At 66.9% G+C, this 13,522-nt stretch carries 15 protein-coding genes; 7 read left to right on the forward strand and 8 right to left on the reverse strand.

The features are described from left to right. Positions 1-10 precede the first annotated feature (10 nt). Positions 11-901 (reverse strand): AraC family ligand binding domain-containing protein, encoded by an 891-nt coding sequence (locus WMC41_RS05050; protein WP_432347209.1) that lies wholly within the window; start codon positions 899-901, stop codon positions 11-13. On the opposite strand from WMC41_RS05050, the gene WMC41_RS05055 reads away from it, so the two are divergent. Then, a complete protein-coding gene (locus WMC41_RS05055) occupies positions 900-1,307 on the forward strand; it encodes a DUF2000 family protein (protein WP_432347210.1) in 408 nt (135 codons plus the stop codon). The genes WMC41_RS05050 and WMC41_RS05055 overlap by 2 nt on opposite strands. Here the strand turns inward: WMC41_RS05055 and rnd are convergent, their stop codons facing one another. The 6 genes from rnd to WMC41_RS05085 all read right to left on the reverse strand — a co-directional run bounded on the left by rnd (position 1,308) and on the right by WMC41_RS05085 (position 8,787). Next, positions 1,308-2,453: a ribonuclease D gene (rnd, locus tag WMC41_RS05060; RefSeq protein WP_432348264.1), complete on the reverse strand. Its 1,146-nt coding sequence runs from the start codon at positions 2,451-2,453 to the stop codon at positions 1,308-1,310. A 341-nt stretch (positions 2,454-2,794) separates the two neighbouring features. Next, a complete protein-coding gene (locus WMC41_RS05065) occupies positions 2,795-4,180 on the reverse strand; it encodes a multicopper oxidase family protein (protein ID WP_432347211.1) in 1,386 nt (461 codons plus the stop codon). A gap of 85 nt (positions 4,181-4,265) precedes the next feature. Next, positions 4,266-5,501 carry an MFS transporter gene (locus WMC41_RS05070; protein ID WP_432347212.1) on the reverse strand — a complete coding sequence of 412 codons (1,236 nt, stop codon included), beginning with the start codon at positions 5,499-5,501 and terminating at the stop codon, positions 4,266-4,268. 398 nt (positions 5,502-5,899) lie between these two features. Further along, positions 5,900-6,277, reverse strand: coding sequence for a response regulator (locus WMC41_RS05075; protein WP_245082257.1), 378 nt, complete (start codon positions 6,275-6,277; stop codon positions 5,900-5,902). Between the two features lie 2 nt (positions 6,278-6,279). Then, the gene (locus tag WMC41_RS05080) at positions 6,280-8,199 is read right to left on the reverse strand and encodes a sensor histidine kinase (protein WP_432347213.1); all 1,920 of its coding nucleotides are present in this window, start codon (positions 8,197-8,199) and stop codon (positions 6,280-6,282) included. A 96-nt stretch (positions 8,200-8,295) separates the two neighbouring features. Then, positions 8,296-8,787, reverse strand: coding sequence for a MarR family winged helix-turn-helix transcriptional regulator (locus tag WMC41_RS05085; RefSeq protein ID WP_432347214.1), 492 nt, complete (start codon positions 8,785-8,787; stop codon positions 8,296-8,298). A 113-nt stretch (positions 8,788-8,900) separates the two neighbouring features. Here WMC41_RS05085 and WMC41_RS05090 point away from each other — a divergent pair, with 113 nt between their 5' ends. The 6 genes from WMC41_RS05090 to WMC41_RS05115 all read left to right on the forward strand — a co-directional run bounded on the left by WMC41_RS05090 (position 8,901) and on the right by WMC41_RS05115 (position 11,618). Continuing rightward, a complete protein-coding gene (locus WMC41_RS05090; RefSeq protein ID WP_064329445.1) occupies positions 8,901-9,323 on the forward strand; it encodes an organic hydroperoxide resistance protein in 423 nt (140 codons plus the stop codon). Between the two features lie 152 nt (positions 9,324-9,475). Next, positions 9,476-9,652: a hypothetical protein gene (locus WMC41_RS05095; protein ID WP_272804301.1), complete on the forward strand. Its 177-nt coding sequence runs from the start codon at positions 9,476-9,478 to the stop codon at positions 9,650-9,652. Between the two features lie 114 nt (positions 9,653-9,766). After that, a complete protein-coding gene (locus WMC41_RS05100) occupies positions 9,767-10,057 on the forward strand; it encodes an ArsR/SmtB family transcription factor (RefSeq protein WP_272804832.1) in 291 nt (96 codons plus the stop codon). Between the two features lie 11 nt (positions 10,058-10,068). After that, positions 10,069-10,461, forward strand: coding sequence for a VOC family protein (locus WMC41_RS05105; protein WP_432347215.1), 393 nt, complete (start codon positions 10,069-10,071; stop codon positions 10,459-10,461). A gap of 70 nt (positions 10,462-10,531) precedes the next feature. Next, positions 10,532-10,909, forward strand: a complete 378-nt coding sequence (locus tag WMC41_RS05110; RefSeq protein ID WP_245082246.1) for an MbcA/ParS/Xre antitoxin family protein — start codon at positions 10,532-10,534, stop codon at positions 10,907-10,909. Continuing rightward, on the forward strand, positions 10,869-11,618 hold the full coding sequence (locus tag WMC41_RS05115; RefSeq protein WP_432347216.1) for an RES family NAD+ phosphorylase: 750 nt from the start codon (positions 10,869-10,871) through the stop codon (positions 11,616-11,618). Before WMC41_RS05110 ends, WMC41_RS05115 begins: the two co-directional genes overlap by 41 nt. Before the next feature lie 259 nt (positions 11,619-11,877). Here the strand turns inward: WMC41_RS05115 and WMC41_RS05120 are convergent, their stop codons facing one another. Then, entirely contained in the window at positions 11,878-13,404 is a 1,527-nt protein-coding gene (locus WMC41_RS05120; protein WP_432347217.1) for an ABC-F family ATP-binding cassette domain-containing protein, read from the reverse strand. Between the last annotated feature and the right edge of the window lie 118 nt (positions 13,405-13,522).

The raw sequence follows: 13,522 nt of genomic DNA on the forward strand, positions 1-13,522 counted from the left end.
GGGGGGGAGACTAGACGGCGAGCGCCGCGAAGCGCCCGGGCGTCATGCCGAGCGCCTTCTTGAAATGGCGGTTGAGATGCGCCTGGTCGGCAAAGCCGCTGGCAAAGGCGGCTTCCGCGATGCTTTCCCCCGCCGTAATCAGAACCTTCGCCCGCTCCAGCCGGCGCATGACGAGGTAGCGGTGCGGGCTGGTGCCGAGAAGCTGGCGGAACTGCCGGGCAAGCGTGAAGCGGTCGAGCCCCGTCACCTCTTCGAGGTCGGCCGAGCTGACCTGCCGGGAGAGGTTTTCCCTCAGGAAATCGCAGGCCCGGCGCACCTCGGCATGGGCGAGCCGGCCCGTGCCCGCCTGCGGCGCGCCGGCATGGTCGAGCAGGGCGGCGGCGATCTCCCCCAGCAGCTCGTCGAGCTTCAGCGGCTCGATCGCCGCATCCATGCTGCCGATGGCGTCCAGCAGCAGGCCTGCCAGCCTGGGATCGTCGATGACCGGCGCGGCGACGAAGGGCAGCGTGCGCCCGCGCGCGGCGGTCGCCGGCAGGAAACGTTCCGGCGGGATGTAGATCATGCGGTAGGTGAGGCCGTCCTCGGTGGCCGCGCCCCCGTCGTGCATCTCGTCGGGATGCAGCACGATCACGTTGCCGGGCGGGCTGAAGCGGGTCTCGCCGCGATAGGAGAAGGTCTGGATGCCGGCCATGGTGACGCCGAGCGCGTAGGTATCGTGCCGGTGCGGCTCGAAGCCCTTGCCGTGGAAGCGCGCCTCGATGCGCTCGATGCCGGCGAGCTCCGGCGCCACGACGATGCGGTCCCTTTCCGTGCACGAACGTTCAAGCGGGCCCTCGACCGCGCCTGCTATCGCATTGGCCGCGGAATGGTCCGCAGCCTTTTTTCGGGAGTATACCTGCATGTTCGATACCAAGTTCGCCATCGTCCTGCGCGAGGACCTGGAGGTCTGGCAGAAGCTGAACGTGACCGCCTTCCTGTCCGGCGGCATCATCGGCCGGAAACCGGAGCTGATCGGCGAAGCTTATCGCGATGCGGCCGGCAATGTCTACAATGCGCTCAGCGTCCAGCCGGTCATCGTGCTTTCGACGGACGGCGGAACGTTGTCGAAGATCCATGCCCGCGCCCTCGAGCGCGACGTCCCGGCCTCCGTCTATATCGAGGAGATGTTTACGACCGGCCATGACGCGGCCAACCGCGCCGTCTTCGCCGAATTCGGGCCCGATGACGCCAAGGTCGTCGGCATCGCGCTGCATGCCGACAGGAAGACCGTCGACCGCATCACCAAGGGGGCGAAGCTGCACGCCTGATCAGAGCGCGACCGCCTCGATCTTCCTGTCGACGAAGCGCAGCGCCACCTTGCCGCCGATGAGGTTGAGGGCCGTTTCGCCGAAGAGCTCGCGGCGCCAGCCGGAGAGCGCGGCGACATCGGCCGCCTCGCCGTCGATGGCGATCTTTTCCAGATCGTCGCTGTTGGCGATGATCTTGGCGGCGACGCCTTCCTTCTCCGAGACGATCTTCAGGAGCACCTTCAGCATCTCGCTGGCGGCCGCGGCGCCCTCCGGCACATGGGCCTGGCGGGGCAGGCGCGGCAGGTCGGTCTTCGGAATGGCGAGCGCCTCGTTGATCGCCTCCAGCAGGGCCGCGCCGGACTGCGAGCGCTCCCAGCCCTTGGGAATCGTGCGCAGGCGCGCCAGCGCCTCGGCATCGGCCGGCTGCTGCTGGGCGATCTCGTAGATCGTGTCGTCCTTGAGGATGCGCGAGCGCGGCACGTTGCGGCCGCGCGCCTCCCGCTCGCGCCAGGCGGCGACCTTCTGCAGCACGGCCAGCTCGATCGGCTTCTTGACGCGCATCTTCAGCCGCCGCCAGGCGTCGTCCGGATGCAGGTCGTAGGTCTCGCGCGCTTCCAGCACCGCCATTTCCTCGGTCAGCCACAGCGAGCGGCCGGCGGCCTCCAGCTTCTCCTTGAGCGCGAGATAGACGTCGCGCAGGTGCGTCACGTCGGCCAGCGCATATTCGAGCTGCTTTTCGGTGAGCGGCCGGCGGCTCCAGTCGGTGAAGCGCGAGGACTTGTCGATGTGCACGCCCTTGATCTTCTGCACCAGCTGGTCGTAGGAGACGCTGTCGCCGAAGCCGCAGACCATGGCGGCGACCTGCGTGTCGAAGATCGGATGCGGGATGAGGTCGCCGCGGTTGACGATGATCTCGATGTCCTGCCGGGCGGCATGGAACACCTTCAGAACCGCCGGGTTCGCCATCAGGGCGAAGAAGGGGGCAAGGTCGAGGCCCTTGGCGAGCGGATCGACGATCACCTCGGTCTCGGGGCCTGCGAGCTGGATCAGGCAGAGTTCCGGCCAGAAGGTGGTTTCCCGCAGGAATTCCGTGTCGATGGTCAGGTACTCGGAACGGGCGAGTGTCTCACAGGCTTCGGCAAGGGCTGCGGTGGTCTCGATGATCTGCATAAGCGGCTCGGGCGGACTTTCTCGTTTTTTGATCGGGCAGCTTTAGACGTTCCACGGTTTTGCCACAATCGAAAACTTGAGGTGGCAGGCCATGGCAAGGGCGCAGCACGCCCTCTCTTCCGTCATGCTCGGGCTCGACCCGAGCATCCACGCCTCACCCGCGGCTTGGATCCTCGGGTCAAGCCCGAGGATGACGGGGAAGGCAAAGTTTCTCACCCGTCAAACGGCACGGCATGCTGCACCGTTCCTTATGTTCGTCCTGTGTCTCTTCTTGCGTCATCCTCGGGCTCGACCCGAGGATCCACGAGCCGCACGGCACGACTTCGCGATGGCCTCTAGACGACCCGCACGTAGCTCGTCATGCCGGTCTTCTGGTGCTCGATGATGTGGCAATGGAACACCCAGTCGCCCGGATTGTCGGCGACGAGGGCGAGCTGCACCTTCTCGTCCGGCAGGATGAGGTAGGTGTCGGAAAAATGCGGGCGGATCGCCTGCTTGTTGGAGTTCATCGGCCGGAAGACGAGGCCGTGCAGGTGGAGGGGGTGGACCTGCGGCGTCGGGTTCTCGACGTTGAAGATATAGGTCCTGCCCGCCTTCATCTCGGCGAGCGGGGCGGTCGGGTCGCCCGTGTCGTCGGCCCACGGCACCTTGTTGATGGCCCAGAAATTGTAGCCGAGCGAGCCGCAGATGCCGTCCTTCGGCCGCTCCTCCGCCGAGGCGCTGAGGACGAAGGGGATCTCGGCGGCGGCGGACAGGTCCGGCTCGGGCAGCGGGTTTTGCGTGAGCGGCGGCAGGTCGCGCGCATCGCGCTTCAGCGAGGCGCCGGTGGCGCGGAAGGTGGCGAGCGTCGCCGGCTTGGTGCCGCGCAGGTCCTTCAGCGCCGCGATGGCGCCCTCCGTGTCGGGCATGCGCAGCACAAGGTCGAGCCGCTGGCCGGGGCCGATCATCAGGTGGTCGAGCGCAAAGCGCGTCGCCGCCGGATTGCCGTCGAGGGCGATGACCGTGGCTTCGGCGCCCTCCATCTGGAGCGCTAGGATGCGGGTGACGTCGGTCGCGGCAAGGCGCAGGCGCACGAGGCCGCCGGCCGGCGCGTCATATTGCGGCGATTGCCGCCAGTTGGCGGTGCGCACCGTGCCGAAGGTGCCGGCGCGGGCGGCGTCGCGCGGCTTGAACTGGGCGATGAACTGGCCGTCGCCGCCAAGCCGCCAGTCGCGCAGGTTGAGCACGATCTCGGCGTCGAAGACGGGATCCGCCGGGTCCTCCACGACGACGAGGCCGGCAAGGCCGCGGCCGATCTGGGTGAGCGTGTTGCAATGGGGGTGATACCAGAAGGTGCCGGCATCGGGCGGGGTGAAGGCATAGTCGAACCCGTCGCCGCCATAGACATAGGGCTGCGTCAGGAAGGGCACGCCGTCCATCCTGTTGTCGATGCGAAGCCCGTGCCAGTGGATCGTCGTCGGCTCGTCGAGCCTGTTGTCGAGGCGCAGCGCAAAGGCCTCGCCCCGCCGCATGCGCAGCACGGGCGGGATCTCGGCGTCGCCATAGGTCATGACGCCCTTCGTCGGGCCCTTGTCGGTGATCATCGCCTCGCCGGGGCGGGCAACGAGCGTTACCGGTGCCTCGGCCTTCGCCAGCCCGCCGAAGCGGCCTGCAAGGCCGACGCCGCCGGCATAGGCCCCGGCGACGAGTGCGCCCTTCATCAGCGTGCGGCGTGTCAGCATGGCGGTCCCTCCGGTGCGTCCATCCGCTTCTAAACCTGAGAGAGAGCCTCAGCAATAAGCGGCGCCCGACCAGATTGCCGCAGGCTCAGGGATCGCCGTTGCGGTCCTTGTCGGCGAGCTTGTTGAAGAAGAAGGAGGTGCGCAGGAGGTTGCGGAAGCGGCTGCGCCGTTTCCCGGCGGGCACGGCGGCGCGGGCGCTCATGCGCAGCGCCGTATAGGCCATGAAGGACACGAGGATGACGGCGGTGTAGAGGAACAGCGCCTGCGGGCCGAAGAACTGCAGCAGCACCGAGGCGAAGAGCGGGCCGATGATCGCCCCGCAGGACCAGAAGAACAGCATGCCGGCGGAGACCAGCGCATGCTCGCCTTCGCCGGCATGGTCGTTGGCATGGGCCGAGCAGAGCGAATAGAGCGGCATGGCGAAGGCGCCGAAGATGAAGATGCCGACGAGGTTCCTCACCTCGTTGCCGCCGGCGAAGAAGGCGAGGTAGAGCGCGGCGAGCGCCGAGCCGAGCGTGGCGACGAGGATGATCAGCCGCCGGTCGAGCCGGTCGGAATAAAGGCCGAGCGGATATTGCAGCACCACGCCGCCGACGATGCCGGCGCTCATGAAGCTGGCGATCGCCGTCACCGAAAGGCCGATGTCGTGGGCGTAGATCGGCCCGAGATTGCGGAAGGCGGCATTGGTGAGGCCGACGACGATGCAGCCGACGGTTGCCAGCGGCGAGATGTTCCAGAGCTTCGGGATATCGAAGTGGATGGCTTCCGGCACCGTCGGGCTGGAGCGGTCGGCCAGCGAGATCGGCACCAGCGACAGCGACAGCGCCATGGCGACGATGGCGAACAGCTCGAAGCCGCCGATGCCGATGCCGGGAATGAGATATTGCGCCGCGGTGACCGAGCCGAGGTCGACGACGCGGTAGACGGAGAGCGTGCGCGCCCGGTTGGCATTGGTGACGGCGGCGTTCAGCCAGCTTTCGACGGTGGCGAAGAGGCTGGCGAAGCAGATGCCGGCGACGAGCCGCATGGCGAACCAGAAGACGGGATCGATGACCAGCACCATGGCTATGGCGGAGGCCGAGGCGATCGCCGCCATGGCGGAGAAGGTGCGGATATGGCCGATCGCGCGCAGGAAGCGCGTCACGTAGATGCAGCCGATGGCAAAGCCGATGGAATACCCCGCGCCGACGATGCCGATCACCGCGGTGGAGAACCCCTCCTGCGAGGCGCGCAGCGCGATGAACGTGCCCTGCAGCCCGTTCCCGCCGATCAGGATGCCTGCGGTGACGAGAAGGGGAATCAGGGGGCGAATCGTGGACATGCGGCCACTATGGCGAAGGATTTTCCGAAAGGGAGAGAGAAAGCGGGACGGGGGCTAAATTGTGGGGGAGTGTGGTGGTTGCGGGGGCGTCCTCCGTTGCTCTCCCCGCAGAGGGCAAGGCCATTGCATATGGGGTTCGACGGTGCCGCACATCCCCTTCTCCCCCGCGGGGAGAAGGTGGCCCGAAGGGTCGGATGAGGGGGTGGTTCGGACGGATCGTTTGCGCCTTCGCCATCCCCCTCATCCGCCTGCCGGCACCTTCTCCCCGCGGGGGAGAAGGGGATGGGGCAACGGTTTCCTGCCATGGGCGATCGCTCTGCCCTTGAAGGGGAGAGGCCCGTAGGCCAGGGGGATTCCAGAGGGGATTTTCGCCGGACACGCGTCAATCCATCCCGCGACTATTCGTCGAGCAATTCCGTCATGAGGCGCAGGTGGTCGGACTGCAGGGGCTTTTCGAAATAGCTCTTCACGAAGCTGTACTGCATCGCCCGCTCGCGGTCCTTGCCGAGATGGGAGCTGGTCAGCATGGCGACGACGGGGGCGTGCACCTCGAATTCCTCGGCATAGCGGTCGAGGAATTCGAAGCCGTTCATGACGGGCATGTTGATGTCGAGGATGATGGCGTCGGGCGTCTCGCGGTGCAGGATGTCGAGCGCTTCCGAGCCGTCGAATGCCTTGATGATGCGGATCGACGGATCGTATTTGCGGATGGTGTATTCACAGATGAACTGGTCGTTCTCGTCGTCGTCGACGACCAGGATCGATTGGATAGTCATGGTCAATCCCCGTCGGGCAGTTCTATGATGAACCGGCTGCCCTTATCTCTAGCTTCATAGAGCGCCGTGCCGCCGAGGGCTTCCGCGCTCTTTCTCAATATGTAGAGGCCGAGCCCGCTGCCGAAGGACCGGTTCGGGTGCAGCCGTTTGAACATCTTGAACAACAAATGGCGGCTTGCGGGCGGAACGCCCAGGCCGTTGTCTTCCACCGACAGCCGCAGCTTGCCGGCATAGCGGAAGGCGCGGATGTCGATCGCCGGCTCCGCCTCCTTCGGATCGTGATATTTGACCGCGTTGGAGAGCATGTTGCCGACGATGACCTGGAATTTCGACGGCTTGCTGACGATTGTCAATTCCGCCGGCACATGATTTTCGATGCGGATCCGCTTGGAATCCTCGAAATGCGAGAGCGCGTCGATCGCCTCTGAAATCAGCGCCCGCAGCGCGATGGGCCGTGCCTCCTCCTCCATCAGCCGGTTGCGGGTGATGGTGATGATGTTCTGGATCAGGTGGTCGAGCCGGCGGAAATTCTGCTCCATGCGCTGCAGCGTCTGGCCGAGCGCGGTGAACTCGCCTTCCGCCAGCATGTCCTTGGAGATGGTGAGGAGGCCGAGCGAGGAGGCGATCGGCGAGCGCAGGTCGTGCGAGGTGCGGTAGGCGAATTCCTCCAGCTCGGCATTGGCGTCGATCAGCGCCTGCTCGCTCGCCTTGCGCTCGGAAATGTCGCGCACGATGCCGCTGTAGATGACCGTGCCGTCGAGCTCCAGCTTGGCGACGGCAAGGTCGAGCGGGAAGACCGAGCCGTCCTTGCGCCGGCCCTCCACCTCGCGGCCGATGCCGATGACCTTCGCCTCGCCGCTGCGCTTGTAGTTGGCGATATAGCGGTCGTGCTCGCTGTGATAGGGCTCCGGCATCAGGATCCTGACATTGCGGCCCACCATCTCCTCCGGCGTGAAGCCGAAGATGCGCGTGCAGGCGGGATTGGCCGACAGGATGATGCCGCGGTCGTCGATGGTGACGATGCCGTCCACGGCATTGTCGATGATGGCGGTGAGGCGGGCGCGGCTTTCGGCAAGGTCCGCCGCCATGCGGCGCGTGCGGCGGGAGGAGACATAGAGATGGGCGACGAGGGCGCCGTAGAGGACGCCCGAGATCAGCACCAGCGAGGAGAGCGTCGAGCGGGCGCCGGCATCGCTGTTCGAGAAGGTGATGCCGAACGCGGCTTCGTAGCGCGCCAGCTCGTAGTAGCTCATGGCGAGCAGCAGCAGATAGGTGGCAAGGCCGAGCACGCCGGCAAGCGTCACCCGGTGGACGCCGGTCGCCTCCGTGCCGGTGAAGATGAGCGCGATGCCGACGGCGACGAAACAGCTTGCGCTCTGGAACGACATGCGCGTGAAGCGGATCCAGTCATGGGCGAAATCCAGCGCGATCGCATAGCCGATCAGCGCGGCCGCCGCGATGATGACGGTGACGAAGCCGAGCGCCACCTGCACCGCACTGTTCTTCCCGGTGAGCGCGCGCAGCGCCAGCGCCAGGCTGAGCAGCATCAGGCAGAGCGCCGTGTTGGGGGCGATCCGCCCGGGCAGGCTGGTGCCGATATCGACGAAGGGCGTGTGGAGCAGCGTGTCGATGCCGGCGTCGATGCCGAAAAGGTGCTGGGAGAGCGCGAGCGCGCCGTAGAGGAAGACCGGGGCCATCATCAGCGCCGGCAGGCGCGCATGGCCGCGCGCGGCAAGGCCGAGCGCCGTGCCGATGACGACGAAGGCGAGCGCGGCATTGAACTTCATGCCGAACAGCCATGGATGCCGCTCGGCAAGGCCCGCCGGCTCGGCCAGCCAGAGCGCCATCATGGAAAGGCCGGCGGCGATGCACCAGAGGCTTGCGGCGGTGTTCGCCCTCAGCCAGGACCATGCAGGATTCAAGAATGCCCCCTTCGCGGCTCGCCCGCGCGCACTTTAGCGCGAAGGTTGAATCGCGAACAGATCCCGTAAGGGGAGGACCCGGTAAAATCCCGCTTTTCAGGCGGCGTCGTCCTGCGCGGCGCCGGCATCGAGCCGGCCGGTCAGGGCCTGCAGGTCGGCCGTCAGGGTCTGCAGGGCCTCCAGCGAGCAGCCGGTCGCCTTGCCGATCTGCCGGCGGATGCCCACGGCCTCGCGCTTCATCGCATGGCCCTTGCCGGTGAGCGTGACGAGGACCTGGCGCTCGTCGCTCCTGTCGCGGGCGCGGTGGATGTAGCCGGCCGCCTCCAGCCGCTTGAGGAGGGGGGAGAGCGTGCCGGAATCGAGGCCCAGCGTCATGCCCAGCGCCTTCACCGTGCGCCCGTCCTCCTCCCACAGCGTCATCAGCACGATATATTGCGGATAGGTGAGGCCGTAGGGATCGAGCAGGGGCTTGTAGGTGCGGTTCAGCGAATGGGCGGCCGAATAGACGGCGAAGCAGAGCTGCTGGTCCAGCGCCAGCATGCCCGCCGGGATATCGTCCGTCTCAGCTTCGTCACGTTTGTCGGTCATGCTGCCATTGTCGCACAAATGGCCGAAATTGCAATTTGCAAAATCATATTGCGCGCAATATGATTTTGCGCTATCTAGAATCCATCGCCAACGAAACCAGGAAGGAGACATCCATGCCCATTCTCTACAGAACCAAGGCATCCGCAACCGGCGGCCGCGCCGGCCATGGCGCAACCGAGGACGGCACCGTCGACGTCACGCTCACCGTGCCCAAGGAACTCGGCGGCGACGGCGCGGCCGGCGCCAACCCGGAAAAGCTGTTCGCCGTCGGCTATTCGGCCTGCTTCCTCGGCGCGCTGAAGTTCGTCGCCGGCAAGGAAAAGGTGAAGATCCCCGATGACGCCAAGGTCACGGCGACCGTCGGCATCGGCCCGCGCGAGGATGGCGGCGGCTTCGGCCTCGAGGCCTCGCTCGAAGTCTCCGTGCCCGGCGTCGACAAGGCCGTGGTCGAGGACCTCGTCAAGAAGGCGCATGTCGTGTGCCCCTACAGCCACGCCACCCGCGGCAATCTCGACGTCAAGACCACCGTCGCCTGACCAGGCCGGCAGATCGAAAGAAGGCCGTCCGGAAATTCCTCCGGGCGGCCTTTTCGTGTTCCATGCGGAACAGCGCGAGGCGGGGGGATGTGAGACCTTCTGATCACCGGATGAGAGAGGCTCATCCCCAACCAGAGATCAGGAGAGACCCCATGCGCAAGATCATCGTTTCCGCCGCCATCGCCGCCGTTGCCGCCATCTCCTTCGCCGCCCCTTCGCAGGCCGGCTACTACAGCTACGGCTACAAGCCGCACTGCTTCATCAAGAAGGTCAAGGCCTACGACTACTACGGCAATGTGATCTTCAAGAAGATCAAGGTCTGCAAGTAGACATCCCCGGCACAGACCTTTGAGCGAAAGGCCCGGAGCCCAGCCTCCGGGCCTTTTGTCGTGCGCGCGTGGCGCCGCCTTGACATGCAATGATTTTATTGCATATTCTTCGCCATGGACGACGATGCCCTCGACCGCATCTTCAAGGCCCTGGGCGATCCGACCCGCCGCAGGATCATCGATCGCCTGCGCGAGCGGCCGCGCCAGTCCCTGTTCGAGATTTGCGCCCTGTCCTTTGCACAGGACGGGGTCACCCTGTCGCGGCAGGCGATCACCCAGCATCTCGACATGCTGGAAAAGGCCGGGCTGGTGCGCGTCGAGTGGTCGGGGCGCACGAAGCTGCACACGCTCGATGCCGGCCCGCTGCGCGCGGCCGTCGGGCAGTGGCTGCAAACCCATCTCTGAAGGAGGAAACCATGCGGATCTATGTCACCAGCGTTCCCGTGGACGACCAGGCGAAGGCCGAGGATTTCTATACGCGCGTGCTGGGCTTTCGCGTCAAGCATGACGTGCCCGTCGGCGAAGACCGCTGGCTGACCGTCGTCTCGCCGGAAAACCCCGACGGCACCGAACTGCTGCTCGAGCCGAGCGGCCATCCGGCCGTCGGACCCTACAAGGCGGCGCTCGTCGAGGACGGCATCCCGATCGCCTCCTTCCAGGTCAACGATCTCGATGCCGAGCACCAGCGGCTCGTGTCGCTCGGCGTCGCCTTCACCCAGCCGCCGATGGATGCCGGGCCCGTGCGCATGGCGGTGTTCGACGATACCTGCGGCAACCTCATCCAGATCATCGAAATGAAGGACACCTAGGAAAGGGCACGAAACCCTTGTCATGGGAAAAAGAGTTGCTATATTCTTTCCCGTGAAAGGAGATCGTGTCATGCAGCGCAAGCCCGTCATCAACGCCAATGCCGAAGGCGCCGTGCTCACCAAGGCGGCCGTCAATGCGGCGGAGCGGCTGGGGCTGACGGCGCGCATCCTTTCGGCGGTCATCGGGGTCTCGGAGGCGACCGTGTCGCGGCTGAAGCGGCAGGACGTGCTCCTGGAGCGCGGCACCAAGCCGTTCGAGCTGGCGGTGCTGCTCGTGCGCCTCTTCCGCTCGCTCGATGCCATCACCGGCGGCGACGAGGGTGTCGCCCGCGCCTGGATGACGGCGGACAACAGCGTGCTCGGCGCGCGCCCCGTCGATCGCATCGTCTCCATTTCCGGCCTTGTCGATGTCCTTGCCTATCTGGACGCCCGCCGCGCTCTCGTCTGAGGCGCGGTCCTTTTCGGGGCCCGTCTGGCGTTTCGTCGAGGCGCAGCACCGCGTCTCGACGCTGAAGCTCGTCGACACGCTGGACGAACAGGCGCTGCTGGAGGATATTCTGGAGGAGAGCAAGCCGGTGCTGCCGCCGGAATGCGCCGGCCTCGACTATCTGCTCGCCACCCCCTTCCGCTACGGGGCGGTCTATCCGCACGGCTCGCGCTTCCGCCGCGCCGGGCGCACGCTCGGCGTCTACTATGCCGGGCTTTCCGTCGAGACGGCGCTCTCCGAAATGGCCTTCTACCGGTTGCTGTTCTTCGCCGAATCGCCCGCAACGCCGCTCCCGGCCAATGCCGCCGACTACACCGCCTTTTCCGCCCTCGTCGAGACCGGCGCGGCGCTCGACCTCACCGCCCCGCCGCTCGACCGGGACGCCGCCCTCTGGACGCACCCGACCGACTACGCCGCCTGCCAGGCGCTGGCCGACGGCGCGCGGGCGGCCGGCCTTGCCGCCATAATCTACCGCTCGGTGCGCGATCCGGCCGGCGGCGCCAACATGGCGCTTCTCACCGCCTCCGCCTTTGCCGCGCCAAGGCCGGTGGAGCGCCAGACCTGGCGCATCCGGCTCTCGCCGCTCGGCGTGCAGGCGCTGTGCGATCACCCGCCGCGCCGGATCGGGTTTTCCCGCGAGGATTTTCGCGGCGACCCGCGCATCGGCTGACGGCCGCCATTTCCGGGCAGGGGACATTGTATATGGAATTCGACGGTGCCACACATCCCCTTCTCCCCCGCGGGGAGAAGGTGCCGGCAGGCGGATGAGGGGGATGGCGAAGGCGCAAACGATCCGTCCGAGCCACCCCCTCATCCGACCCTTCGGGCCACCTTCTCCCCGCGGGGGAGAAGGGGAGGAGGCGACGGTTTCCTTTCACAAGCGATAGTCCTGTTGCTCGCGGGGGCAATCCCGGCAGGCAGCGGACGACTCACCCCGACAAAGCCGCCTCGGCGAAGAAGGCCTCGGGTCCGTCCACCTCGATGAGCCGCCGCTTCTCGATCACCCAGAAGCGGTTGGCCACCGCCCGCACGAAGGCGCGGTCGTGCGAGACGATGAGGCAGCTCGCCTCGTTTGCCGTCAGCTCCCGCTCCAGCGCCTCCTGGCCCTCGATGTCGAGATGGTTGGTCGGCTCGTCGAGCAGGTAGACGTTCGGATTGGTCAGCCGCAGCACCAGCATGCCGAGCCGCGCCTTCTGCCCGCCGGAGAGCAGCCCCACCGGCCGCCCCTGCATCTCGATGGAAAGCCCGGCGCCGGCGAGCAGGCTGCGCGCCCGCTGGTCGCCGATGTCGAAGCGGCGGATGATCGTGCCGTGCGGCGTCTCGGCGTCCGAAAGGTCCGACAGCGCCTGGTCGCCATAGCCGAGCACCAGCGAGGGCGTCGCCTTGATGCCCTCATGGCCGGCGCCCGCTGCCGCGATCGCCGCGCGCAGCAGCCGGACGAGCCGCGTCTTGCCGGCTCCGTTGCGGCCGAGCAGCACGATGCGGTCGCCCTGGCAGATGAATTTCCGGCCGGTGCGGAAGAGGAGGGTGCCGTCGGGCGTCCCGACGGCGGCATCCTCCAGCGTCACCAGCACCCTGGCATGGGTGCCGCGGTTGGCGAGGCGGATGGTGCCGGCCGGGCGCTCCTGATGGGCGGGCCGCGCGGCGTCCTCGATCCGCTCGGCCCGTTCCTTGAGCTGCTTGGTCTTGACCACCAGGAGGTCGCTGCCGGAATTGATGCCGATATTGTTGAGCTTGGCCGCCTGCTGGCGCAGCTGCTGGGCCGCCTTCATGTCCTTCTCGAAGCGCCGCTCCTCGGCCGCGTCCGCCGCGTCGAGCGCCGCGCGGGCGCGCGAATAGGGCAGCGCGAAGAGCTGCGAGCGCTCGGGGCGCAGGAACAGCGTGCGGTTGGTCACGGCGTCGAGGAAGGCGCGGTCGTGGCTGGAGATGACGACCGGCATGTCGCGCGGCAGGCTCGCGAGCCACCCCTCCAGCCGGGCGATCTTCGAAAGGTCGAGATGGTTGGTCGGCTCGTCGAGCAGCAGCACGTCCGGCTCGCCGACGCGCACGCGGGCGATCAGCGCGATGCGCTGCCAGCCGCCGCTGAGCTGGGAAAGCGGCCGCTCGCGCAGCGCCTCGGGCACCTCCAGCTCCTCCAGCGTGACATCGGCCCGCCAGCCTTCGCTCTCCTGCTGTTCGGGGGAAAGCGCGCCGAGCACGGCCTCGCGGAAGGTGAGCGCCTCGAGGCCGGCGGGAAGGTCCTGCTCCATATGCCCGACGGTGAGGCTGCGGGCGCGAAAAATCTCGCCCGTCGTCGGCTCGAAGGCGCCGGTGATGCATTTCAGCAGGGTGGATTTCCCCCGCCCGTTGGCCGCCACGAGGCCGATCCGGTCGCCGGCGGCGACGGAGAGGTTGAGATCGGCGAAAAGCGGGGTGGAGAGGGTGACGCCGAGGGCGCGGATAGTGATGAGCGACATGGAACGATCTCTGGTCTTCGGAGCCCCGCGGTGCGGCATCGGCCGTCGATCACGCGGAATGGCTCAGGGACATGGATGCGGCTGAAACCGCACCCACCGGGAGGCAGACCAGAAGAAG

It is taken from the genome of Shinella yambaruensis, from assembly GCF_050859155.1.
Lineage (GTDB): Bacteria > Pseudomonadota > Alphaproteobacteria > Rhizobiales > Rhizobiaceae > Shinella > Shinella yambaruensis.